We start from the raw sequence: 23,985 nt of genomic DNA, 5'->3' as shown, positions 1-23,985 counted from the left end.
GACAGGCTAGGGGCCGTGCCCGACCAGCGTCATTGACGTGGGTCAACCCGGCGCTGCGGCCGCCGTAGGAGCCGGTCTCGCCGGCGACCGCGCGACGCCCGACGCCCGACGCCCGACGCCCGACGCCCGACGCCCGATGCCCGATGCGTAGGTGCGTGATGCGGCTGCCCATGTTGTGCGTGGTCGCCCGCAAGACGGGCTCCTACAAGGGGCGGTCCGCGGGACATTTTCCGGCCCCCTGCACAACGAGGGTGCGGCCGTGCACCGCTGCGGTGCAGCATCGGCGGTGTGCACGGGCTGCTGCCGCACCTGCTCCGGTGCCCGCAAAAATGCGCCAATCCCCTTGAAACACAGTGCTTTCGTGCACGCCAGCGACCACGTCCACGGACTTGGCACGGCCGTTGCGTAGGAGACACCTGCAGGCATCCAACGACACCTGCACGGCCCGCAACGACAGGAACGACGATGAAGAAACCGCGGTTGGTGGTAGTGGGCAACGGCATGGCCGGCATCCGCACGCTCGAAGAGCTGCTGAAGCTGGCGCCGGACATGTACGACATCACCGTGTTCGGTGCCGAGCCACACCCCAATTACAACCGCATCCTGCTCTCGCCGGTGCTGGCCGGGGAGCAGACCTTCGACGAGATCGTGCTCAACCCGCTGTCCTGGTACGCCGACAACGGCATCACCCTGCACCTGGGCAAGGAGATCACCACGATCGACCGCGCCCGGCGCAAGGTGATCGCCGCTGACGGCACCGAAGCGCAGTACGACCGCCTGCTGCTGGCCACCGGCTCGCTGCCCTTCATCCTGCCGGTGCCCGGCAGCGACCTCAAAGGCGTCATCGGCTACCGCGACATCCACGACACCCAGACCATGATCGACACCGCCAAGGTGAAGAAGCACGCGGTGGTGATCGGCGGCGGCCTACTTGGCCTGGAAGCGGCCAACGGCCTGAAGCTGCGCGGCATGGACGTGACCGTGGTGCACCTGGCCGGCTGGCTGCTGGAGCGCCAGCTGGACCCGGTGGCCGGCGCGCTGCTGGAAGCGTCGCTGGTCGAGCGCGGGTTGTCGTTCCGGCTCAACACCTCCACCACCGCCATCGTCGGCAACGCCGAAGGCGAAGTGGCCGCGGTGCGCTTTTCCGATGGCAGCGAAGTCCCCGCCGACCTGGTGGTGATGGCCGCCGGCATCCGCCCCAACACCGCCCTGGCCCAGGCCGCCGGCATCCACTGCGAGCGCGGCATCGTGGTCAGCGACACCCTGCAGACCTACGACCCGCGCGTGTACGCGGTGGGCGAGTGCGCCAGCCACCGCGGCATCGCCTATGGCCTGGTGGCGCCGCTGTTCGAGCAGGCACGCATCTGCGCCAACCACCTGGCCAGCTACGGCATCGGCATCTACGCCGGGTCCACCGTCTCGACCAAGCTCAAGGTCACCGGCATCGACCTGTTTTCGGCCGGCGACTTCATCGGCGGGCCGGGCTGCGAGGAGATCGTGCTCTCCGATCCGGCCGGCGGCCTGTACAAGAAGCTGGTCATCCGCGACGACAAGCTGGTCGGCGCCTGCCTGTTCGGCGACACCGGCGATGGCGCCTGGTACTTCAAGCAGATCAAGGACGGCAGCGCCATCGGCGGCCGTCGCGACGCGCTGGCCTTCGGCGAGAACGCACTGGGCGACAGCGGCACCGGCGGCCAGGACCGCGCCGCCTCGATGGCCGACAGCGACGAGGTCTGCGGCTGCAATGGTGTGTGCAAGGGCACCATCGTCAAGGCGGTGCGCGAGCAGGGCCTGTTCACCGTGGACGAGGTCAAGAAGCACACCAAGGCGGCCAGTTCCTGCGGCTCGTGCACCGGCCTGGTCGAGCAGATCCTGATGAACTGCCTGGGCTCCAACTTCCAGGAGACGCCCAAGACCAAGGCGGTCTGCGCCTGCACCGACCGCACCCACGGCGAGGTGCGCCAGGCCATCCGCGAACACCACCTGGTCAGCCACGCGCAGGCCTACGCCTTCCTGGAATGGCGCACGCCCAACGGCTGCGCCACCTGCCGCCCGGCGCTCAACTACTACATGCTCTCCACCTGGCCGCGCGATGCGGTGGACGACCCGCAGAGCCGCTTCATCAACGAGCGCGCGCACGCCAACATCCAGAAGGACGGCACCTTCTCGGTGATCCCGCAGATGAAGGGCGGGGTGACCAACCCCGACGAGCTGCGCCGCATCGCCGATGTCGCCGACAAGTACGCGGTGCCGATGGTCAAGGTCACCGGCGGCCAGCGCATCGATCTGCTGGGCGTGAAGAAGGAAGACCTGGTCGATGTGTGGCGCGACCTGGGCATGCAGTCCGGCCACGCCTACGGCAAGTCGATCCGCACGGTGAAGACCTGCGTGGGCAGCGAGTTCTGCCGCTTCGGCACCCAGAACAGCACGCAGATGGGCATCGACCTGGAAACGATGCTGGCCAACATGTGGAGCCCGCACAAGGTCAAGCTGGCGGTGTCCGGCTGCCCGCGCAACTGCGCCGAATCAGGCATCAAGGACGTGGGCATCATCGCAGTCGATTCGGGCTGGGAGATCCACGTCGGCGGCAACGGCGGCATCAAGACCGAGGTCGCCCGCTTCCTGTGCAAGGTGAAGACCGCCGACGAGGTCAAGGAGTACACCGGCGCGTTCCTGCAGCTGTACCGCGAGGAGGCGTACTACCTGGACCGCACCGTGCACTACATCGAGCGCGTGGGCCTGGACTACGTCAAGCGCAAGGTGGTGGAGGACGCCGACAACCGCCGCGCGCTGTACGAGCGCCTGCTGTTTGCCCTTGAAGGGTTGCCCGACCCCTGGGCCGCACGCATCGCCGGCACCCAGGCGCGCGAGTACCAGCCGCTGAAGCTGGCCACGCCGGCACCCGAAGAGCGGCCCGAACGGCGCATCCCCGCCACCCTGGAGGACTGACATGGACGCCAACGCATCCTGGATGTACGTGTGTGCGATCGAGGACATCCCCGTGCTTGGCTCGCGGGTGGTGCAATGCGGCCCAGGCGAGGACATCGCCCTGTTCCGCCCGGCCGCCGACCGCGTGTTCGCGCTGGCCGACCGCTGCCCGCACAAGGGCGGGCCGCTGTCGCAGGGGATTGTCTCGGGCGATTCGGTGACCTGCCCGCTGCATGGCTGGAACATCGCGCTCGACAGCGGCCAGGCCTGCGCGCCCGACGTGGGCTGCGCGCGCACGTATCCGGTGCAGCTGCGCGATGGCCAGGTCTGGCTCACGCTGGTGCCCGCCGTGCAGCAGGCCGCCTGATGGACGGCGGCGGACCGGTGCACTGGACCCGGCGGCCGGCGGCCGTCGCCGGCAGCGCGCACGAGTGCACGCGGCTGGTGCTGTTCGCCGGCAGCGACGCGGCCTGCACCCATCCGTCCCGGTTCGCGCGCCTGGCCCGGGCACGCGATGCACATGCGCGCTGGCTGGTGGTCGATCCGCGCCGCACCGCCACCGCCGCGCAGGCCGACCTGCACCTGGCGATCCAGCCGGGTACCGACGTAACCTTGTTCAACGGCATGCTCCACCACCTGGTGTGGGAAGGCCTGCTCGACCAGGCCTTCATCGACAGCCACACCGAAGGCTTCGATGCGCTCAAGCGCGCGCTGCGCGACTTCGACCCACGCACCGCCGCCAGCGTGTGCGGCATCACCGTGGACAACCTGACCACCGCCGCCGAATGGTTCGGCCGCAGCCGCTCGGTGCTGTCGCTGCATGGTGGTGGCCTGGTGCGGCCGGCCCACGGCGAGGACGCCTTGCGTGCGCTGCACCACCTGCACCTGGCGTGCGGCCAACTGGGCCAGCCCGGCGGCGCCGGCCTGTATCCGCTGGCCACCGGCACCGGCCCCGGCGAGGTGATGGCCGGCATTGCCGCCCGCCGCCTGCCCGCACGCGCGCACCGCTTCCAGCCGCTGGGCCACCGCGCGCCGGCCGAGCCGGTGTCGGCGCGGTTCCCGCTGCGCCTGCTCACCGGCCGCCTGCCTGCGCAGGTGTCGATTGATCGCGCAGCAGCGGCGGCCGACGTGCAGGCCGGCATGCCGTCATCGGCGCTGCCGCTGCCACAGCGGCCGACCCTGCGCCTGCATCCTGCCGATGCCCAGCGCCGCGGCCTGGCGCCGGGCGAGCTGGTGCGCGTGAGTGGCCGCCATGGCCAGTTCGTGCTGCCGCTGGAACCCTCGCATGAAGTGAACTCGGGCACCGCGTTCGCCACGATCCGCCCGTGCGCATTGGCCACCGCCGATGACGCCGACGAGGCCTGCGTGCCAGCAGCCGATTTTGAACACGCCGCCGTGCGGCTGGAGCGCGCCGGCCTGGGCTGGCACCTGCTGGCTGCCCGTCGCGGCGATGCGCGCGCACTGCGTGCGGCGCTGCGTCCGCTGCTGCGCGAGTGCGGCTACGCCGCCGCCGTGCTGCATCGCGCGCCTGCATCCGCCGCTGCCTGGGTGGTGGTGCATGCCGCCGCCGCGCAGCCGATGCCGGCCGACTGGCTGGCCGCACTGGTGCAGGCGCTGGCCCTGCACACCGGCCCCGACACCCTCGAATACCGCGACCCGCGCCGCGGCTTGGAACGACGCGTGGCCTGGCGCCGCAGTGCCGATGCCGAGCATGTCGATGGCCTGTTGTGGGCCGGCACCGATGCCGGCGGCAACGCGCTGCTGGCCACCGCGCTGGCCGGCAACCCCTGGCGCGGCCCGCGCATGGCCGCGTTTTCCGCAGCATCCACGCCCGCCCGCGTGGTCCACGCATGACCCATCCGCGCACGCCTCAAGCACGCACGTCTCAAGCACGCACGCCTCAACCACGCACGCCCCGGGGGTACCGATGAGCACACATCCACACACGCACCGCCCAACGCCGCGCGCCCCGGCCGACGTGGTGCTGCTGTCCGCCGGCCCTGGCGACCTTGAACTGCTCACCCTCAAGGCGGTGCGCGCACTTGCCCAGGCGCAGGTGCTGCTGCTGGACGAACTGGTCGATCCGCAGATCGCCAGCCTGGCCCCCGACGCGCGCGTGCTGCGGGTCGGCAAGCGCGGCGGCTGCCGCTCCACGCCGCAGGCGTTCATCTGCCGGCTGATGCGCCGCTACGCGCTGCAGGGCCTGCGCGTGGTACGGGTCAAGGGCGGCGATGCGCTGATGTTCGGCCGCGCCGGCGAGGAGATCGCATTCCTGCGCGCGGCCGGCGTACAGGTGCGCATCATCAACGGCGTCAGTGCCGCGTTTGCCGCCGCTGCCGCGCTGGGCGCCTCGCTCACCCACCGCGACCATTGCCACGGCGTGACCTTCGTTACCGCGCACACCGCCGACCACGGCCAGCCCGACTGGGAAGCGCTGGCGCGCACCGGCACCACCCTGGCGATCTACATGGGCCTGGGCCGTATCGAGGCGATTGCCGAGGGCCTGATGCGGCACCTGCCCGGCAGCACCCCGGCCGCGCTGGTGCTCGCGGCCAGCCGCCCCGAGCAGCACTGCGTGCACACCCGCCTGGACCAGCTGGCGCAGGCCGCCACCGGCGCCAATGGCGAACCCGGCGTGATCCTGGTGGGCGACGCACTGGCTGCAGGGGCCGGCCTTGCCGGCGACCTCGGTATGTCTCCCCGCCTCTGCGAGGCCGCGCCCACCGGACACCCCGGCACCACCGCCCCATGGCCCGCACCCATGCGCGCGTCCACCGGCTGATTGCCACCCCCGTTTCCCCCGCGTCACCGGTGCAGCCCTGCACCGGCCCCCTCCACCCGGACCACCGCTCCTTCCCCACCCCTCAGGCCGGCGTCCCTCCCGCCGGCCACTGCAGCAGGAGATTGCAATGGATTACATCGTCCCCTCCGAACTGGCCAAGAAGATGGTCGACACAGGCGAGTCGAAGGTCTTCATGTCCACCCGCGACACCCTGATCCGCGCCTACATGGGCGGCGCGATCCTGTCGCTGGCTGCGGCGTTCGCCGTGACCATGGCGGTCAAGACCGGCGTGCCGCTGATCGGCGCGCTGCTGTTCCCGATCGGCTTCATCATGCTGTACCTGATGGGCTACGACCTGCTCACCGGCGTGTTCACCCTGGTGCCGCTGGCCCTGATCGACCGCCGCCCCGGCGTGACCCTGCAAGGCGTGCTGCGCAACTGGGGCCTGGTGTTCTGCGGCAACTTCGCAGGCGCACTGACGGTGGCGCTGATGATGGCCATCGTGTTCACCTTCGGCTTCAGCCAGCCGCCGGATGAGGTTGGTCGTGCCATCGGCCACATTGGCGAATCGCGCACCCTGGGCTACGCCGAGCACGGCGCGGCCGGCATGCTCACCCTGTTCATCCGTGGCGTGCTGTGCAACTGGATGGTGTCCACCGGCGCGATCGGTGCGCTGATGGCGCGTTCGCTGGCCGGCAAGGCGCTGGCGATGTGGATGCCGGTGATGCTGTTCTTCGCCATGGCGTTCGAGCACTCGGTGGTGAACATGTTCCTGTTCCCGTCGGGCCTGCTGATGGGCGGCGAGTTCTCGTTCATGGATTACATGGTGTGGAACGAGATCCCGACCGTGGCCGGCAACCTGGTGGGCGGCCTGACCTTCGTCGGCCTGGCCATCTACATCACCCACGCCCGCACCGCCCGCGCCCGCGGCGCCGCCCCGGCCGCGGTGGTGGCCGATGACGCAGCCGCCACGCCCGCACCGCATACCGCCTGAGCAAGAAAGCCAATGCGACCTGGCGCGCACCCCGCCAGGTCGCATTGCCGTTGCAGGGGCGTCCCTTGGGGGTGACCTTGCAGATGTTGGAACGTGCGTCGCGGTCGCCGGCGAGGCCGGCTCCTACAGGGGGCGCACCGATAATGGTGCCGTTGCCCGCGCTGTTGTAAGAGCGTCCCTCGGGCGCGACCTCGCATATGTGTAATGTGCATCGCGGTCGCCGGCGAGGCCGGCTCCTACAGGGGTGGCGCACAGTCGCGGTCGCCGGCGAGGCCGGCTCCTACAAGGGGGCGTACAGTCGCGGTCGTCCTACAGAGGGCGGTTGCTCAACGGGTGAACGGGCGCAGCAGTTTCGCCAGCATGCCGTCGTTTTCCATCGGGCGCGGCTCAAACCCCGGCTGCTGGAACATCGCCAGCGGCAATGCTTCCGGCGCAACGTCGTCCACGATGCCTTGCGGGCGGGTCAGCACCATGTGCGTGGCCTCGGTGGCGCCCACCAGCCGCGCGGCCGCCTCGCGGGCCTCGGCCAGCAGCGGTGGACGCCGGCGCGGGTCGTGCGCGTCGGTGGCCAGGATCATGCAGTGGCCCTCGCCGATGAAACGCTCGGCCCAGTAGCGCGGGCGACGGCCGAAACGGCCGGTCAACGCGCCAGCGGTGATCTGCATCCACGCGCCGCGCCGGCTCAGGCGCAGGAACACCTCGTAATCGTGCTCCACCCAGCTCAGCCGCTCCGGGTGGGTGATTACCGGCACCAGGCCCTCGGCCATCAGCTCGAACACCGATTGCTCGAAGCGCGGCGGCGCCACGTGGTGCGAAGGCTCCAGCAGCAGATAGCGCGAACCGGCCAGGGTCGGCACCGTGCCGCCGCGGATACCATCCAGCAGGCCCGGCACCAGGTGCACGTCGGCGCCTTCCACCAGGCGCAAGGGCAGCCCAGCGTCCTGCAGGCGCAGGCGCAATGCGGCAATCGCCTGCACGATGCCGTCGCGGGTGTTCTCGTACAGGCCCGGGTAGATGTGCGGCGTGCACGCCACCACGGTCACGCCGTCGGCCACCGACATGCGCGCCATCGCCAGAGAGGTGTCCAGGTCCGGCGCACCATCGTCGATGCCGGGCAGCAGGTGGTAGTGCAGGTCGAGCATGGGCTCAGGATTCACCGGGCTGGTCGACGCCGGGTGCCACCACGGCCGGGTGCAAGGGTGCACGCAGGCGCCGGAAGAATGCCACCGCCCGCGCACGCCGGCCCGACAGCACGTACCAGCCGGCACACATCAACAGGAAGGCCAGCAGCAACAACGGGTGCGGCACGTCCATGCGCATCGCCTGGCCCACCGCCAGCCCGCAGGCCAGGGTGAAGGCGGTCAGCACCAGTGCGGCCTGGGTGGGGCCGAATCCCGCCTCCTGCATCAGGTGGTGGATGTGGTTGCAATCGGCATGGAACGGCGAGCGGCGATTGCGGATGCGCCGCGCAATCAGCACCAGCGCATCCATCATCGGGATTGCCACGAACCACAAGGTCAGCACCGGATTGACCGGATGCCCCGGGTTCTGGGTGAGGCGGAACGAACACCACGCAATCACCAGGCCAAGGAACCCGCTGCCGGCATCGCCCATGAACATCCGCGCGCGCCGCTGCCACGGAAAGCGCAGGTTGAACACCAGGAAGGCACTCACCGCGCCCATCACGATCATCATGCGCTCGGCGATGACCAGGTTGCCTGCGTACAGGCCGGCCGCCGACAGCATCAGCAGCGCCGCCCACACCAGCATGCCGGCCATGCCATCGGCCCCGTCGATCATGTTGATCGCATTGATCAGGCCAACCGTGGCGAACACAGTGAACGGCACCGACAACGCGCCCAGCGACATTTCCGACAGGCCGAACACCGGCCCCAGCTGCTCCACCCGCACCCCGCTGACATGCACCATCACCAGCGCGGCGACCACCTGGGCCAGGATGCGCCAGTACCAGCGGATGTCGAAACGGTCGTCCACCAGGCCGGTGACCACCACGATGGAAGCGGCCAACGCGAAACCGATGAATCCATCGCCGTGCGGCGGCGACAGCCACAGGCCTACGGCAATGGTGCCGATGCCCATGGCCACGCCGCCGATGACCGGGGTGGGTGCCAGGTGGCTCTTGCGTCCGCCGGGGTGGTCATACAGGCCCAGGCGCGCTGCGACCGGGCGCAACAGCCACAGCAGCAGAAGCGTGGCAGCCAGGGCGACCAGAGCGGCGTTCCAATCGAGTCCTTTCAAGATATCGAGCATTGGCTGCTCCAGATCCTTGAGGCACTTGAACCACAAAAGGCGACGCTTCGCAAACAGCTAACCAGGCGGATGGCTGTTTCCCAGCACCTCCGCATACACGGCCATGGTACGCCCGATGACGATGCGCTCATCAAAGCGCGCCAGCGCAGTGGCGCGGGCCGCATCTCCCAGCCGCTGCAGCAATGCCCGGTCGTCATCCAGGCGGCGGATGGCTGCAGCCAGGGCAGCAGCATCGCGCGGGGGTACCAGCAGGCCATCCACTTCGTGCTGCACCACTTCACGGCACCCCGGGACATCGGTGGTGACCAGTGCACGGCCGCAGGCTCCGGCTTCGATCAGGCCTTTCGGCAGGCCTTCGCGATAGCTCGGCAGCGCCACCACATGCACGGACTGGAACAACGCTGGCATGTCCTCCACATGGCCAAGCCATTCCAGCGTGCCATCCGACACCCACGCGCGCACCTCGTGCGCGGGCACCGACGCTGGATTGCCGGGATCCGGGGTGCCGGCCAGCAGGAAATCGATGGCGCGACCTTCGGCGCGCAAGGATCGCGCGGCCTCCACATACTCGGCCAGCCCCTTGTCCCACAGCACGCGCGCGGGCAGCAGCACCCGCAGGCGCCCGCTGCCAACATTGGGGTCGGCAGGATGGAACCTCGTGCAGTCCACACCGGAGCCTTCGATCAGGTGGATGCCGCTCTGGTCCACCAGGCCCGCCTTCACGATGGCATCCACGTCATCCGGGTTTTGCAGGATCAGCCGCGCATGCCGCCCCGCAAAACCCGTGCGCATCAGCTGCCGCACCAGCGGGCGCAGCAGGCGTGCGCGCAGGCTCTTGGAGGTAAACACGTAGCCCATGCCAGCCACTGCGTGGATTCTTGCCTCGACACCCGCCAACCTCGCGGCCAGGCCGCCATAGATGGCGCACTTGATGGTGAAGCCGTGCACCAGGTCCGGCTTCTCGCGGCGCAGCAGGCGCCACAGCCTTGCCAGCAGTGCCGCCTCACGCAGCGGGTTGAGGCTGCGCCGGTCCATTGCCAGCGGTTCCCAGCGAAGCCCAAGTGCCTGCAGGCGGGTGCCATAGTCGCCGGGCGGCGACACCAGCAGTACCTCGTACCCGGCCTCGCGCAGTGCCAGTGCCAGCGAGCGGCGGAAGTTGTAGAGGTACCAGTCCGTGTTGGCGAACAGCAGGACCATAGGTTGCAGCGCCACTGCTGCAACGTCGGCCCGGACACCGCCAGTGGCAGCGGTCACCATGGCGCCGCCATGCGGTACGGAATCCAGTATTGGGCATGGTCGGCGCGTGTCAGCCACACCCACTGTGCCGTCGCGTAGTAGGCCATCACTGCGAAGACGAGGAACGTGCGGGCACCGGTGTGGGCCGGCATCAGGCCGGGTACCCGGGCAAACACGAACAACTGCAGTGGAATCAGGTACAGCGCCACGCGGTCCACCGCCGTGGAGGCCAGGCCCACAAGCGGCAGGCACGCGACCGCCATCAGCGCCACCAGATGCCATAGCCGGCGCTCTGCAGGGTCCGGCACAAGTTTCTTGCCCCAGACAAGCATCACCAGCGCCGGCAGCACGTTCATCAATACCCGCACCAGGCCGCCTTCGGAGTGGTACTGGGACTCCACGTAGTTTTCCCAGAGGGCCTCGGACGCATCGGCCAGCAGCAGGTAGTACAGCAGCCCACCGATCACCCCGACCAGCAGGAAGCTGCGTATGCGGTTGCGGCTGGCGGCCAGCGCCGCAATCGGCAACAGCAACACGGCGGACTTGTGGAACAGCGCACCCATCGCGATCCAGGCCACGAACATCCAGATGCGGCGATCGCCAAGCGCAACCAGGCCGACCAATGCGAACCCGAGTGCCACTGCCTGGCGGCTGTAGCCCATGCCGACCACGATCACCATGTAGGGCACGGCGACCAGGAGCGCCAGCCATGGCCGCGGTTGGCGGCGGCAGAACACCACGGTTCCCCACATCATGATGGCCGCACAGACCAGGTTGACGTGATGGACGCTTCCGCCGAGCCGGGAAACAGCCCAGTTCAGGGCGTAGTACCCGGGGTCGCCACGTTGCAGCGTATAGAGGAGCCCGTAGGTTCCAGAATCTTCGAAGTGCCTCAGATAGTTGTACCAGTCGCCGCCTACCTCGTGACGCAGGCCGGCCACGATTGCGAACAGCGCACCCACCATCCACCAGGCCAGCGTGGCCGCCCGCCTTGGCAAGCGGCCAGGCACCAGCATGGCGGTCACCGGAACCAGGAACAGCAGCCAGTACATCGCCATCAGGTGTCCTGCCCTGCGTGGGAAAGCCAGGCCTGGAACATCAGGATGTCCCACAGGTGGTATTGCCAGTTGCGGGAGCCGGACTGGTGCTCCTTCCATTTGCGGATCACCGGCGCCGGTTCGAAATACCCCTCGTTCTTCAGCCGCGTGGGGTCCAGAAGGGCTGCCGCCCAGTCCTTCAGTGGACCGCGCAACCACGTATCGATGGGAACGCCGAAGCCCATCTTGGGACGATCGATCAGCTGCTGGGGCACGTGCCTGTGGAGCACCTGCCGCAGCAGATGCTTGCCGGTGCCGTTGCGCACCTTCAGGTCCAGCGGCAGGTGCCAGGCGAACTCGAACACCCGGTAGTCAAGCAGCGGAACCCGGGTTTCCAGGCTGCAGGACATGGCGGCGCGGTCCACCTTCGTCAGGATGTCGTCCGGCAGGTAATGGAGGGCATCCCGCAACATCATGCGCTGGCTCAGATCCAGCGAATCCGGCAACGCATCCATGTGGGCCAATGCGGGTTCATCAATTCCGGGCAGCAAATCCTTCGGTTGCCAATGGGTCACCAGTTCGCGATACAACGCATCGCCGTCAGGTGTCGCCAGCAACCTCGCGCCCTTGAGGATCTTCTCGCCCGGGGCGCTCAGTCGCCATCCGGAGGGCAGGAGCGGAGATGCCGCGCCGTACACCAGCTCCCACGCCCGCATGGGAACCATGGGGAGGGCCCTGGACGCCATGTGCCGCAAGGGGCGTGGCACTGCCGCGATGCGCTTCCACAACCGTGCCGCAAGAAAATACCGCGAGTACCCACCGAACAGCTCATCGCCGCCATCGCCAGACAGCGCCACCGTCACGTGCTGGCGGGCCAGCCGTGACACCAGCACCGTGGGGATCTGCGAAGAATCGGCGAAGGGTTCGTCGTAGATCTGCGGAAGCTGCGGGATCACCGCCATCGCATCGGCGGGCGTCACGTAAAGCTCGGTGTGGGCGGTGCCAAGGTGCCGGGCCACCGCGGCGGCATGCTGGGCCTCGTCGTAGCCGGCCTCGTGGAAACCGATGGAAAATGTGCGCACCGGCCGCGAGGATTGGGCCTGCATCATCGCCACCACCAGCGACGAATCGATGCCGCCGGACAGGAACGCACCCAGCGGCACGTCGGCCACCATCTGCCTGGCCACCGCGTTGCGCAGCAGGCGTTCCAGTGCATTGGCCGCTTCGGTTTCGCTGCCGGTGAAGGGTGAAGCCTGGCACGCCTGCGCGCGCTTGCTGGCCGACCAGTACGCCACCGGCGCCGGTAGCTGGCCGGTTTGCAGGTCGTGCTGGCGCAGCTGCAGCCAGTGCCCGGGCAACAGCTTGTGGATGCCGGCATGGATGCTGAAAGGCGCCGGCACCGCGTTGTGGCGCAGGTACAGCGCCAGCGCCTGCCGGTCCACCTCGGCATCGAAACCGGGGAAGGCGCGCAATGCCTTCAGCTCCGAGCCGAACAGGAACACCCCGCGATTCCAGCCGTAGTAGAGCGGCTTTTCGCCCAGCCGGTCGCGGGCCAGCCACAGGCAGCGCTCCTGCCGGTCCCACAGGGCAATGGCAAACATGCCCGCACTGCGCTCCAGCGCATCCACCACGCCCCAACCTTCCACCGCCGCCAGCAGGGTTTCGGTATCGGAATGGCCGCGCCAGGCCGGTGCGCGGCCGTTGGCTTCCAGTGCGTGGCGCAGGCCACGGTGGTTGTAGATTTCGCCGTTGAAGGCAACCACCCAGCGCCCGCTGGCCGATGTCATCGGCTGGTGCCCGGTTGGCGACAGGTCAACGATGGACAGGCGCCGGTGCCCCAGTGCGATGCCTGCATCGGCATCGGCCCATTGGCCACCGTCATCCGGCCCGCGATGCAGCAGCGTGCCAGCCATGCGCGGCAGCGCCTGCTGGAGCGCATCGAAGCGCGTGCGGCTCCAGCCGCCGGTCAATCCGCACATGTTTGCCCCCGTCCCTGGAGAATGGCGTCCCACACCCGGGCGAACCCGGCCGCCATGCGTTCAAGTGTGAAGTGTTCCATCACCCGGGCGCGCGCGGCGCGGCCTAACTCGGAACGTTCGGCCTCCGGCATGCGGGCCATGGCCAGCATGGCCTCGGCCAGCGCGTTGGAATCGGAGGGCGGCACCACCAGGCCGGTGTCTCCGACAATCTCGGCCGCGTCGCCCACGTCGGTGACCACGCAGGGCAGGGCCGCGGCCATCGCCTCGGCCACGACGTTGGGGAAGGCCTCGCCCAGCGAGGACAGCACGAATGCATCGGCGGCCTGCCACAGGCGCGGCAGGTCATCGCGCGGGCCGAGCGCGATGACCGCAGCGCGCGCATCCGGGGTAAACGGCAATGCATCGAAGTGGCCATGGCCCGGCACCAGGCCCTGGCCGCACAGCAGCAGGCGGGCGTCGGGCCGCGCCGCATGCAACTGGTTGAATGCAGCGGCAAGATTGGCATGGTCCTTCTGCGGATCGTCGCGCCCGGCATGCGCCAGGACAAAGGACTGCGCCGCCAGTCCAAGCTCATTGCGTACCCCCAACCGCAAGGCGGGTACGGGCTGCCACGGCCCTGCATCCACGCCGTTGTGCACGATCTCGAAAGGCATCCGGTAGCCCAGTGCGCGGTGGACCTGCGCGGCGCGTGTGCTGCAGGAGATCGCGCGGGCGGGAACCCAACGCGAGACGCGCGCACAAAAGGAAGCGGTGAGGCGCGTCGAGCGCTTCGTGTGTGATGCAGACAGGTCGCTCTGACGAATGCCCCAACACACTGGGATGCCCGCAAACTGTGCCGCCAGCCCTCCCAGCAGGTCGGCGTGGTACATCCAGGTCTGGACCAGCTGCGGACGCCACTGCCGCAACAGGCGGACCAGGCGCCACCACTTGATTGGTGACGGGAGGCCGGCACGCATCTGCAAACAGGTGACGTGTACGCCCAGATTCTCCAGGCGCTCCTTGAAGACGCCGCCGTCGGTCAGGCTGATCACTAGGGCCTGCGTGGGATCGGACTGCTGGCTCAGCAGGCGGAACAGCACCTGCTCCGCACCGCCGCGCCGCAGGCCGGTGATGATGTGAACGATCATCCGGCAGCCTCGTCCAGGAATGGTGCGAGTGCCGCCAGGGTGCGGTCCGCCAGGCGATCCACACTGAAGTTCTCCACCACGCGCCGGCGTGGGCGCTCACGGTCCCACGAAGGAAGCGCATCGTGGGCCTGGATCAGGGCATTGGCCAGCGCCTGGGCATCCCCGGACGGCACCACCCAGCCGCAGTCGCCCACCACCTCGGCCGCATCTCCAACATCGGTCGTCACGCATGGAAGCCCCGCACACATGGCTTCGGCCAGGACATTCGGGAAGCCTTCCACCACCGAACAGAGGCAGAACATGTCAAGGGCGGAGTACACCGCAGCCAAGTCGTCGGAGGGGCCAGCCCAGAGGATGCGCGAGGACATGCTGGTGGCGTTGGCGTGTGCTTCGATCTTTGCTCGCTGGGATGTCGGGCCGTCGCCGACAAAGACCAGCCGGACGTTACGCATCTGGTCGCCTGCCAAGCGCAACGCATCTACAAGCAACGTGTGGTTCTTGCGGGGATCGAGGCGGCCGACGAGTCCGAGGAGTACCTCATCTTCGGTCGCGCTCCAAGCTTCGCGCTGATCGATGCGAATTCCTTGGTTGAAATTGAACCTCTCATGTTCGATGCCGTTGGGGACCACGAGGCCACGGCCATCAGCAATATGCGTCCGCAAATTAGCCAAAGCTGCTTGGGAGTTGCAGATGACGCGATCGGCGAACGGCAATAGGCGACTCTGTAATACATCTACGATGCCGGCCACTTTGCTGTAGTTCCACGCGTTTGGTAGGGAGGTGCGAATTCCGCATACGACTCTGCAGCGCTGCAATTTGAGCCATGGGCGCAGGAGAAGGGCCAGGACATTCTGGGTGGACATATAGCTGTGAAGGACGCGTGGTTTGTTCCTCCGGACGTAAGCGGCCAACTGGATGAGGACACCGAAATTCGACCAGCGTCCGGGTTTTTTCAGGTCAAGGAGTTCGACGCCAGAATCGTGTAGCTCCTGCGCAAGTGGGCCGCCGCGGTAGAACACAGCAACAACGACCCGGACTCCGCGCCTATGCAGCGTGCGCGCAAGCAGGCTTAGTTGCCTTTCTGCCCCCCCGCGGCCCATCGCGCGGATGAGGAACAGGATGTCAATGCGGGCACCCTGGGCGCTCATTCTGCGCATACTCCGCGCTGAGTGCCGTTCCGCTTGACTAGAAGCATTGCCGTCATGATGAAGGAGATATTCACTACAGCGCCTGCTAAGGAGAACAGGGCGATGGCGACCACGGCGTCCTGCATCCATGCTCCAATCAGGATGCCGGTGGAACGTGCGGCAAGAACTGCGACTTCGAATCCGAGTTGGAGCCGGATCATTTCAAGGGCGGTCACGGCGCTGGTCGTCGGGGGCATTGCCAGGTCAACGACCATGCCGACGACCAGCCAGCCAGCAAAGATGCCGGCCATTGCCCAGGCCTTACCAAAAATCCACAAGAAGATTTCATCGCCCCACAAGAAGAGCAATGGGATGGCCGGGGAAGCGAGAACGAGTAGTGTGGCGCTTGTCCGCAGCATGCTGCGCGCAAATCCGGCTCCATCCGCTTGCAGCCGCGCATACCGCGGCAACAGAACCTGGGAGAGCGCTGAAGCCAGCAGTGTGACCGGAGCCTGCACGATGCGCTGGGCCAGGACATAGAATCCGAGTACGGCCGCCGGGAAAAACAATCCGATCAGGAAAAAGGGCAGGGTCTGCGAAATGGAATTGATCGTGGCCTGTGGCGCCCCATACTTCGGGAATGCCCGGTAACGCAATGCAGCCTGCTTTACCCCTTCGATGTTGAACGCTGGCCGGATGACATGATTGTCGCGACGCCACGTATGCCACAGCCATCCTGCCGAAACCGACACCTGCGCGGCCACCTGGCCCGCCACCAAGCCAACCCCGGATGCCAACAGGACTCCGCACGCCACTTGGATAATGGCAGCCAACGCCGCGCGCATGACTTGCGCTGTTGCGACCTCCGGAAATCGTTCCTGGCTCGTCGCCCAGTAATTGAGTGCCTGAAAGAGTCCGAAGGAAAAAACGGATACTGGAAGCCACCACAGCAGTGGCGCTAACGCGGGCTGGCCCAGCAGTGCTGCCGAGTGCCGCCCGATAGCGAGTACCAGGACCAGGGTCGCCAGTGCCGTCACTGCCGTAACCGGGAGGCACAGCACGAACACTGATGCAGCCTGGTCTCGTTTCTGCGGAATCACGATGGCCAGTTCGTAGCGGAGAGTTGCGGTGTTTCCGATGATGCTGATGCATGCGACGAACAGCCCGAACAGCCCAAAGTCTGCGGGAGAGTAAAAGCGGGTCAACAGAGGCGCGATGCATAGCGTGATTGCCTGGGCAATTGCCGTGCCGGACATCAATGAAATGACGTGCTTGCGCATCTACCCAAGCTTTCGGAAGGCGAACTCGTCGCATCCGCTGCCCATCAGGCCGGACAGGACCGACTTCGGCGCGACTGAGAAGTCATGCTGGACAACGAATCCAAGCTGCTCGAAATGCTGACGGCAATGTTGAGGGGAAATTGACTCGTATGGATACCCACCCATCCAGTCGTGCACGTCGTTGAAGTAATCCATGCCTCGCCCGCGCCCGTAGTCACGGACATAGGCAGCGTGATCCCGACCAGTCAGCCTGAACATCACCCGCTGAACGCCAATCCAGGCCTTTCTTGCGCGGACCTGAGCGGCAGGTGATGCCGCCGAGTACCATTGTTTGATCATGCGCCACATGCCGCAGAAGCGGGTCTTCCGGTACAGGGCGACCATCAGGATTCCCTGTGGCTGGACCAGTGCCGCGGCGCTGGTCAGCGCACGGTACATGTCGCCGGTGTGGTGTAGCACGCCCCAGGAATAGACCAGATCGAAGCCGCCGTAGTCCTCGGGCTGCATGTCGAACACGCTGACCCGCTCGAATCGGGTGTCGGCCTGTGGCGCGAACCTGGCAAGGGTGTCCCGGGATGCGGCCACCGAGTCTGCATCGATGTCCACCCCAACTACGCGGTCTGCACCCATGCGCACGGCTGCGAGCGAGTGCAGGCCGGAGCCGCAGCCTATGTCGAGGAACGACAGGCCATCGAAACGCTCCCGTCCGCTCAGGCGTTGCAGGTCTGTGATTGCCTGCGCGATCTTTGGCTCGTCAATCTTGCGCGCGTAGTCGAGCCAGTTCTTGCCGAATGCGAAATGCGATTCCGCCGAAAGCAGATTTCTCTGGTTCATCCATATGCCTCGCCTGGCCACTGCTGTCCAACTGTAATGGTTTATAGCCACTTCAAGAACTGGGTACTTCTGGTACCTCCTGCGCATACCAATAAACAAATGAGATGCGGCGTGTCGGCTAGCGTGCCGCCGCCGCATCAGTATCCGGGATCTCGGCATCGCGGGCGTCCAATTCGCTCCGGAACCGATTGGTCACGTACACGGCGCCATCAATGCTTAGGTGTTCATCGTCCCGGTAGAGCAGGTGTCCATGCCCATCCCGATATATGCACGCAGATGCGTCGCAGAACCACCCGGAGGGGTCGATTAGTGTCACCGTTCGCTCCTTCTGCGCTTTCGCATTCTCCCAGAACGTGTGCGAGGCGCCATGGAACTCAAAAGCTGGCTTGGGTAGTGGCGGCGCACTTCCGGTCAGCGCAGCCATTCCCACTTTGTAAGGCAAATTATCCGGAGCCCCGGGAGTGGGTCCGATCAGCATTACACTTTCGACGTTCTGGCCGAGAAATTTGAGCGTGTTGGTCAGCGCCGGCCCAAAGACGTTAGCGTTCCCCTTACGTCCATGTTCATCGGAGAGAAGGTACCGCGTCCCTGGGTTGGAATAGTCCACCCAGGTGGCTACTAGGTACACGGTTTGGATGTCAGCTGTCTTGATCCATGCGTGCACTTTGCGACTGAAGTCGGCACAGGCCGGGTTGAAGGAATTACTGACTCCGAGCAGAGGAGGACATGTTGATTTGACAGCCAGTGTGTACGCTTGCGAGTCCCTGAGCCCGATATGGTGGAAGGCAGGGGCCCACGCCAATGCGTGGCTATCGCCCCACACCAACGAGCGCGGCGGTACAGCGGGTGCGCCCGCGATACAGCTTTGCATTGTTGTTCCGGGCGGCTTCCCATCGCATTCCCGGTAGGGAATGAGGGGCAGTCGGGCCGCATCCAAGGCAACCACATTCGCGGGGAACCGTCGCTGCCAGCCCGCGTCGAGCCTGGAGACAGTCGCGGCGACGCCAAGTACCAAGGTCGCAGCGATGGCCATAGGAAACACTGGGCGGCGCCAGCCATGCAGTCCTTTGCTTCGCCGCCGCCGCAAAGGAGTCTCGATCCAACGATAACTGGCCGTGGAGATCAGCAGGGCAACGATCAGCAGGGCGATGCCTTGCTGGAGCGTGAGCGGCTCCATTGCATTGCGGTAGCGTGCAAATACAGCGAGGGGCCAGTGCCAAAGGTAGAGCGAGTACGAGATCAGGCCGACCAGTACCAGCGGCCGCCATGACAGCAGTCGTTGGACGAGTGATGTTCCGTGTGCCCCTGTATGCAGCAGCAAAGCCGTCGCGATGACTGGCACTGCGGCTTGCCAGCCCGGGAAGCTGCGTCCCGCCTCGATCCACAGCAGCGAACCTCCCAGCACCACCAAGGCGGTCGCCGCCACGCATTCTCTTGGCAGGCGATGTGCGACCGCAGGCATACCGCCCACGGCGACCAGTCCGCCCAGAAGCAGTTCCCATGCTCTGAACGGAGACAGGAAGAATGCGTATGCGGGCCGCAATGGCTGTACCAGCAGGCACAGGGCAAAAGAAACGATGCAGCACGCGGCCAGTACGGCCTTCAGGCGAGTCCTGGCGAACTTGTGAATCAGGATCAGCAGGATTGGCAAGCCAATGTAGAACTGCTCTTCCACCGCCAGGGACCAGGTGTGGAGGAGCGGGTTGTACTCGGAGGACGTGTCGAAGTAGCCACTCTGACGGCTGAAGAGCACATTGGAGACAAATGCCAGCGTGGCCAGTGTGGCGCCGCCAAGGCGCGCCAGATCAGATGGCAGCAGCAACCAAACGCCCACGGCGAGGGTTGCCAGAAGAACGGCGAACAGCGCAGGGAATATGCGCCTGATGCGGCGTTCGTAGAAGTCGGCAAAGGTGAAGGTGCCAGCCTGGATTTCGCGATGGATGATCCCGGTTATCAGATAGCCGGAGATGACGAAGAACACGTCCACGCCGACGAAGCCGCCGTGCAGCGGGCCGATCCCAAAGTGGTACAGGACCACGGCCAGCACTGCGATGGCGCGCAGCCCATCGATGTCGGGACGGTAGACATGTGCGCTGCTCATCGGCTCTCGTCCCTCAGGGCTCAGGCGCCGTAATACCCCCGATACCACTCCACGAACCGCGCTACCCCTTCCTCCACCGATACCTCCGGCTTGTAGCCCACGCCGGCGACCAGGTCCGATACATCTGCCTCGGTATCGGGCACGTCGCCGGCCTGCAGGGGCAGCATTTCCATCTTCGCCTTGCGGCCCAGCTCCTGCTCCAGCACTTCGATGTAGCGCAGCAGCTCCACCGGCTGTTCGTTGCCGATGTTGTAGATGCGGTAGGGCGCCACGCCGCTGGTGGCAGGGTCGGGTGCGTCGCCGCGCCATTGCGCGTTGCTGGCCGGTGGGCGGTCCAGGGTGCGGATCACGCCTTCGACGATGTCGTCGATGTAGGTGAAGCTGCGCCGGTGGCGGCCGTGGTTGAACACCTTGATCGGCTCGCCGGCCAGGATTGCGCGGGTGAACAGGAACAGGGCCATGTCCGGCCGGCCCCACGGGCCGTACACGGTGAAGAAGCGCAGGCCGGTGCAGGGGAAGCCATACAGGTGCGCGTAGCTGTGCGCCATCTGCTCGTTGGCCTTCTTGGTGGCCGCGTACAGGGTGAGCGGGTGCTCGGTGGAGCTGTGCTCGGAGAACGGCATGGCGGTATTGGCGCCGTAGATCGAGCTGGTCGAGGCGAATACCAGGTGCTCCACGCCGTGGTGGCGGCAGCCTTCAAGTACGTGCAGGAAGCCGGTGACGTTGCTGCCCACGTACACGTGCGGGTTCTGCGCGGCGTAGCGCACGCCGGCCTGCGCGGCCAGGTTGACCACGCGCTGCGGGCGGTGCTTTGCGAACATGGCCTCCACTGCATCGCGGTCGGCCAGGTCGGCGTGCACGTGGGTGTAGCCGGGGTGGTCGGCAAACCGCGCCAGGCGCGCCTGCTTGAGGGTGACGTCGTAGTAGTCGTTGAGGTTGTCGATGCCCACCACCTCGTCGCCGCGCTCCAGCAGGCGCAGGGCAAGGTGCGAACCGATGAAGCCCGCCGTGCCCGTGACCAGAACCTTCATTCCCTTCTCCGTTACAGGCGCCCGTCCACCGCGTCGCGGGGCAGGACGTACTTGATGTCATAGACCACGCACAGTGGCTTGCCAAGCCGGCGGATGCCGTCGGCGCCCAGCGCGTGGAACTGCCGGTGGCCCACCGCCACCACCACGGCATCGTAGGTGCCGGGGGCGGGCGTGGTCACCATGTCGATGCCGTATTCGTCCTGCGCGTGTGCCGCATCCACCCAGGGGTCGTGCACGTCCACCCGGGTTTCGTAGTCGTGCAGCGCGGCGATGAGGTCGGCCACCCGCGTGTTGCGCAGGTCCGGGCAGTTTTCCTTGAACGCCAGGCCCAGCACCAGCACCCGCGCGCGCACCGGGTTGATGCCCTTGCGCACCATCAGCCGCACCACCTGCGAGGCCACGTAGCGGCCCATGCCGTCGTTGGTGCGGCGGCCGGCCAGGATCACGTCGGGGTGGTGGCCCACTTCCTGCGCCTTGTGGGTGAGGTAGTAGGGGTCCACGCCGATGCAGTGGCCGCCCACCAGTCCGGGCCGGAACGGCAGGAAGTTCCACTTGGTGCCGGCGGCCTCCAGCACGTCCAGGGTGTCGATGCCCAGGCGGTTGAACAGGATGGCCAGGTCGTTGACCAGGGCGATGTTGAGGTCGCGCTGGGTGTTCTCGATCACCTTGGCCGCCTCGGCCACCTTGATGCACGGCGCGCGGTGGGTGCCGGCGGTGATGATGCTGGCGTACACCGCATCGATGAACGCTGCGGCCTGCTCGGTGGAGCCGGAGGTGACCTTGACGATGTCGGCCACGCGGTGGCTGCGGTCGCCGGGGTTGATGCGCTCGGGGCTGTAGCCGACGTGGAAATCGGTGTTGAACACCAGCCCCGATGCCTGCTCCAGCAGCGGCACGCACACCTCTTCGGTGCAGCCCGGGTACACGGTGGATTCGTACACCACCACGTCGCCGCGCTTGAGCACGCTGCCCACGCTGCGGCTGGCCGCCTGCAGCGGTGCCAGGTCCGGGCGACGGGCGCTGTCGATCGGCGTGGGCACGGTGACGATGTAGAGGTTGCAGCCGGCAATGCCGTCCACGGTGTCGGTGAAGCGCAGCCGGGTGGCCTGGGCCAGTTGGCCGGGCTCGACCTCGCCGGTGTCGTCGTGGCCGCCACGCAGGCGTGCGATGCGTTGCGGGTTGGTGTCGAAGCCGACCACGTCGTAGCGCGTGGCGAATTCCACTGCCAGCGGCAGCCCCACGTAGCCCAGGCCGATCACGGCGATCCTGGCGTCTTCCAGGCGAAGTCCCTGTGCCATGCCTCAACCCTCGTGGCTGTCGAAGCGGGCCCCATCCCCTGGCCCTTGCACCGCAGTATGGGGGTAGCGTGAGGATTTGGCGAAGCCGCCGCGGGCTGCCGCCGCGCGCACGGCGATGCCGGCCAGGAACGCGGTGATGGTCATGATTGCCGGTGTGCGCAGCGGGTAGTCGGCGGCACTGTGCGCCAGCACGATGGCCACCGCCAGCCAGCTTCCGGCGGCCAGCCAGTCCGGCCCGGCGTCGGCGCGCCATGCGCAGCGCGGCAGGCTCCAGGCCATGCCCGCAACCAGCAGCGCGATCCACGCCAGCCCGCCCACGCCGCTTTCCAGCCACCACTGCACGTACTCGTTGTGGGCGTGGTTGACGTAGGCCCATTGCAGCGCTGTGTCCGGGGTGTTGGCGTCGAACCATTGCACGAAGCTGCCCACGCCCGTGCCCCACGGCATCGCGTCGGCGGCCAGCGCGGCAGTGGCGCGCGCCATCGCGATCCGCGATTCGGATGCGTAATCCACCTTCAGCCAGCCACTCACCGCTGCCAGCACCAGCGCGCCGGCCACCACGCCGGCCAGCAGCATGAAGGTGCCTTGCCGGCGGCGTCCGCGCACCAGCCGTTGCCGCAGCCAGCCGGTGCACAGCGGCACCAGCAACAGCGCGCCCAGGCTGATCAGGGCCATCGCCCGCGAGCCGACGATGGGCAGTGCCACCAGCAGCAGCGCAGCCGCGCCGGCAGCGGCGATCAGGCCGCCCATGCGCGAGTGCCGGGCCTGCCCGTCCGCATCCTGGCGGCGCGGGTCGAACGCCCATGCGGCCAGCAGCACCAGGGCGATGCCGATGGCGGTGGCCTGGTGGTTCTGGTTGGCGAACACGCCGTTGAGCATCGGCGCCAGGTCCGGGAACGGGTTGAGGATGCTGTCCTGCGGCGCGCCCAGTTGCAGGTATCCCAGCAGCAGGCTGGCAACCGCCAGCCACACGATGGTCCAGGCCAGGCGTGCCTGGCGTGCGCGCGGCAGCGCCAGTGCGGCGGTGAACGCGGCCAGCGCCGGCAGGATCGACCACAACGCGCGCTCGGTGGCCCAGGGCGTGCGGGTGATGCCACCGATCAGTTGCAGTGCAATGCCGGCCGGCACCAGGGCAACAAGCAGCAGGATCCAGCGCAGGGCCGGTGGACGCTCGGGGTCATGCAGCAGCACATGCAGCGCCCATGGCAGCACCACGCAGGCCAGCAGCTGGGTGGCCGCATCGCCCAGGCCGCGGTCGGCCGAACCACCGCCGGTGACGAAGGCCAGCACCAGCAGCGCGGTGGCGAGGAAAGACAGCCGGGATCCAGCCCGCTGCGACAGCTCCATCCGGTCAACCCCCGCAGAAACGGAAACGGGACAGGCCTGCGCCTGTCCCGTCCGATTCTGCACCGGCCCGGCTCCGTTGTGCGGTTCCGGCCGGAAGCATGCTGCCGTCGATCAGCGACTGATCGGCGGACGCGGGTCGTCGCTGTCTTCCAGGGTCTGGTCCATGCCCACTGCGGTCAGGGCCACGCCGGTGGCCAGGATGCCGACCGCACCGCCTGCGCCCATGCCAGTGCCGCCGCCGGAGGCGACGTTGACCGGGGGCGGGGTGCAGGTTGGCAGCACCGTGTGCACGCCCGGCGACAGGCTGACCGTGCATCCGCCCGGATAGACCATGGTGGCGGAGGCGCCGGACGGCACCAGCACGCGGCTGCCGGGTTGCAGTTGCACCCCGGACTGGGCCGGGACGAACTGGCCATCGGCACCGCTGGTCTGGATGCTGCCGGAGTTGATCTGGAGGCTGGCGACGGGTTCCTGCACGGCGCCTTCCTGCGCCATGGCGAGGGCGGGAATGCCCAGCGCCAGCGCGGCGGCCAGCATTGAAAGCCTGATGTTCATGAGCTGGAGATCCTTCTGTTCGCCCGCCCGGACGGAGCGGCCCAGAGCTAGGCTAGGG

General features: G+C 67.3%; 18 protein-coding genes and 1 pseudogene. 5 read left to right on the top strand and 14 right to left on the bottom strand.

The annotated features are described in order from the left end of the window. Positions 1-465 precede the first annotated feature (465 nt). The 5 genes and pseudogenes from nirB to ACEJ41_RS11440 all read left to right on the top strand — a co-directional run bounded on the left by nirB (position 466) and on the right by ACEJ41_RS11440 (position 6,704). Positions 466-2,949 (top strand): nitrite reductase large subunit NirB, encoded by a 2,484-nt coding sequence (nirB, locus tag ACEJ41_RS11460; protein ID WP_374012397.1) that lies wholly within the window; start codon positions 466-468, stop codon positions 2,947-2,949. Between the two features lies 1 nt (position 2,950). Continuing rightward, positions 2,951-3,295, top strand: a complete 345-nt coding sequence (nirD, locus tag ACEJ41_RS11455) for a nitrite reductase small subunit NirD (RefSeq protein WP_374012396.1) — start codon at positions 2,951-2,953, stop codon at positions 3,293-3,295. After that, positions 3,295-4,782, top strand: coding sequence for a molybdopterin oxidoreductase family protein (locus tag ACEJ41_RS11450; RefSeq protein WP_374012395.1), 1,488 nt, complete (start codon positions 3,295-3,297; stop codon positions 4,780-4,782). Before nirD ends, ACEJ41_RS11450 begins: the two co-directional genes overlap by 1 nt. A gap of 124 nt (positions 4,783-4,906) precedes the next feature. Next, positions 4,907-5,620: pseudogene (gene cobA, locus ACEJ41_RS11445) on the top strand (uroporphyrinogen-III C-methyltransferase); the annotation flags it as partial. A gap of 217 nt (positions 5,621-5,837) precedes the next feature. Further along, complete coding sequence (locus ACEJ41_RS11440; protein ID WP_374012394.1) at positions 5,838-6,704, top strand: formate/nitrite transporter family protein; 867 nt, start codon at positions 5,838-5,840, stop codon at positions 6,702-6,704. 326 nt (positions 6,705-7,030) lie between these two features. Here ACEJ41_RS11440 and ACEJ41_RS11435 read toward each other — a convergent pair whose 3' ends face one another. The 14 genes from ACEJ41_RS11435 to ACEJ41_RS11370 all read right to left on the bottom strand — a co-directional run bounded on the left by ACEJ41_RS11435 (position 7,031) and on the right by ACEJ41_RS11370 (position 23,927). Further along, positions 7,031-7,846 carry a tyrosine-protein phosphatase gene (locus ACEJ41_RS11435; protein ID WP_374012393.1) on the bottom strand — a complete coding sequence of 272 codons (816 nt, stop codon included), beginning with the start codon at positions 7,844-7,846 and terminating at the stop codon, positions 7,031-7,033. Positions 7,847-7,850: 4 nt separating this feature from the next. Beyond that, positions 7,851-8,975 carry an MraY family glycosyltransferase gene (locus tag ACEJ41_RS11430; protein ID WP_374012392.1) on the bottom strand — a complete coding sequence of 375 codons (1,125 nt, stop codon included), beginning with the start codon at positions 8,973-8,975 and terminating at the stop codon, positions 7,851-7,853. 57 nt (positions 8,976-9,032) lie between these two features. After that, the gene (locus tag ACEJ41_RS11425) at positions 9,033-10,187 is read right to left on the bottom strand and encodes a glycosyltransferase family 4 protein (RefSeq protein WP_374012391.1); all 1,155 of its coding nucleotides are present in this window, start codon (positions 10,185-10,187) and stop codon (positions 9,033-9,035) included. Positions 10,188-10,225: 38 nt separating this feature from the next. Further along, positions 10,226-11,269 (bottom strand): EpsG family protein, encoded by a 1,044-nt coding sequence (locus tag ACEJ41_RS11420; protein ID WP_374012390.1) that lies wholly within the window; start codon positions 11,267-11,269, stop codon positions 10,226-10,228. Next, a complete protein-coding gene (asnB, locus tag ACEJ41_RS11415) occupies positions 11,269-13,227 on the bottom strand; it encodes an asparagine synthase (glutamine-hydrolyzing) (RefSeq protein WP_374012389.1) in 1,959 nt (652 codons plus the stop codon). Before asnB ends, ACEJ41_RS11420 begins: the two co-directional genes overlap by 1 nt. Continuing rightward, positions 13,215-14,354, bottom strand: coding sequence for a glycosyltransferase (locus ACEJ41_RS11410; RefSeq protein WP_374012388.1), 1,140 nt, complete (start codon positions 14,352-14,354; stop codon positions 13,215-13,217). The genes asnB and ACEJ41_RS11410 overlap by 13 nt, the downstream gene beginning before the upstream one ends. Beyond that, a complete protein-coding gene (locus tag ACEJ41_RS11405; protein ID WP_374012387.1) occupies positions 14,351-15,502 on the bottom strand; it encodes a glycosyltransferase in 1,152 nt (383 codons plus the stop codon). The genes ACEJ41_RS11410 and ACEJ41_RS11405 overlap by 4 nt, the downstream gene beginning before the upstream one ends. Continuing rightward, the gene (locus ACEJ41_RS11400; protein WP_374012386.1) at positions 15,499-16,761 is read right to left on the bottom strand and encodes an oligosaccharide flippase family protein; all 1,263 of its coding nucleotides are present in this window, start codon (positions 16,759-16,761) and stop codon (positions 15,499-15,501) included. Before ACEJ41_RS11400 ends, ACEJ41_RS11405 begins: the two co-directional genes overlap by 4 nt. Then, complete coding sequence (locus ACEJ41_RS11395; protein WP_374012385.1) at positions 16,762-17,595, bottom strand: class I SAM-dependent methyltransferase; 834 nt, start codon at positions 17,593-17,595, stop codon at positions 16,762-16,764. A gap of 118 nt (positions 17,596-17,713) precedes the next feature. Further along, positions 17,714-19,696 carry an acyltransferase family protein gene (locus ACEJ41_RS11390; protein ID WP_374012384.1) on the bottom strand — a complete coding sequence of 661 codons (1,983 nt, stop codon included), beginning with the start codon at positions 19,694-19,696 and terminating at the stop codon, positions 17,714-17,716. A 20-nt stretch (positions 19,697-19,716) separates the two neighbouring features. Next, on the bottom strand, positions 19,717-20,727 hold the full coding sequence (locus ACEJ41_RS11385) for an NAD-dependent epimerase (protein WP_374012383.1): 1,011 nt from the start codon (positions 20,725-20,727) through the stop codon (positions 19,717-19,719). An 11-nt stretch (positions 20,728-20,738) separates the two neighbouring features. Next, a complete protein-coding gene (gene tviB, locus ACEJ41_RS11380; RefSeq protein ID WP_374012382.1) occupies positions 20,739-22,025 on the bottom strand; it encodes a Vi polysaccharide biosynthesis UDP-N-acetylglucosamine C-6 dehydrogenase TviB in 1,287 nt (428 codons plus the stop codon). Positions 22,026-22,028: 3 nt separating this feature from the next. Beyond that, positions 22,029-23,372, bottom strand: coding sequence for an O-antigen ligase family protein (locus ACEJ41_RS11375; protein WP_374012381.1), 1,344 nt, complete (start codon positions 23,370-23,372; stop codon positions 22,029-22,031). 111 nt (positions 23,373-23,483) lie between these two features. After that, on the bottom strand, positions 23,484-23,927 hold the full coding sequence (locus ACEJ41_RS11370) for a hypothetical protein (protein ID WP_374012380.1): 444 nt from the start codon (positions 23,925-23,927) through the stop codon (positions 23,484-23,486). Between the last annotated feature and the right edge of the window lie 58 nt (positions 23,928-23,985).

The sequence above is a fragment of the Pseudoxanthomonas koreensis genome, from assembly GCF_041890415.1.
Classification (GTDB): domain Bacteria; phylum Pseudomonadota; class Gammaproteobacteria; order Xanthomonadales; family Xanthomonadaceae; genus Pseudoxanthomonas; species Pseudoxanthomonas koreensis_A.
Note: the sequence above shows the minus strand (reverse complement) of the source record. Positions and strands in the feature narration are given on the sequence as shown.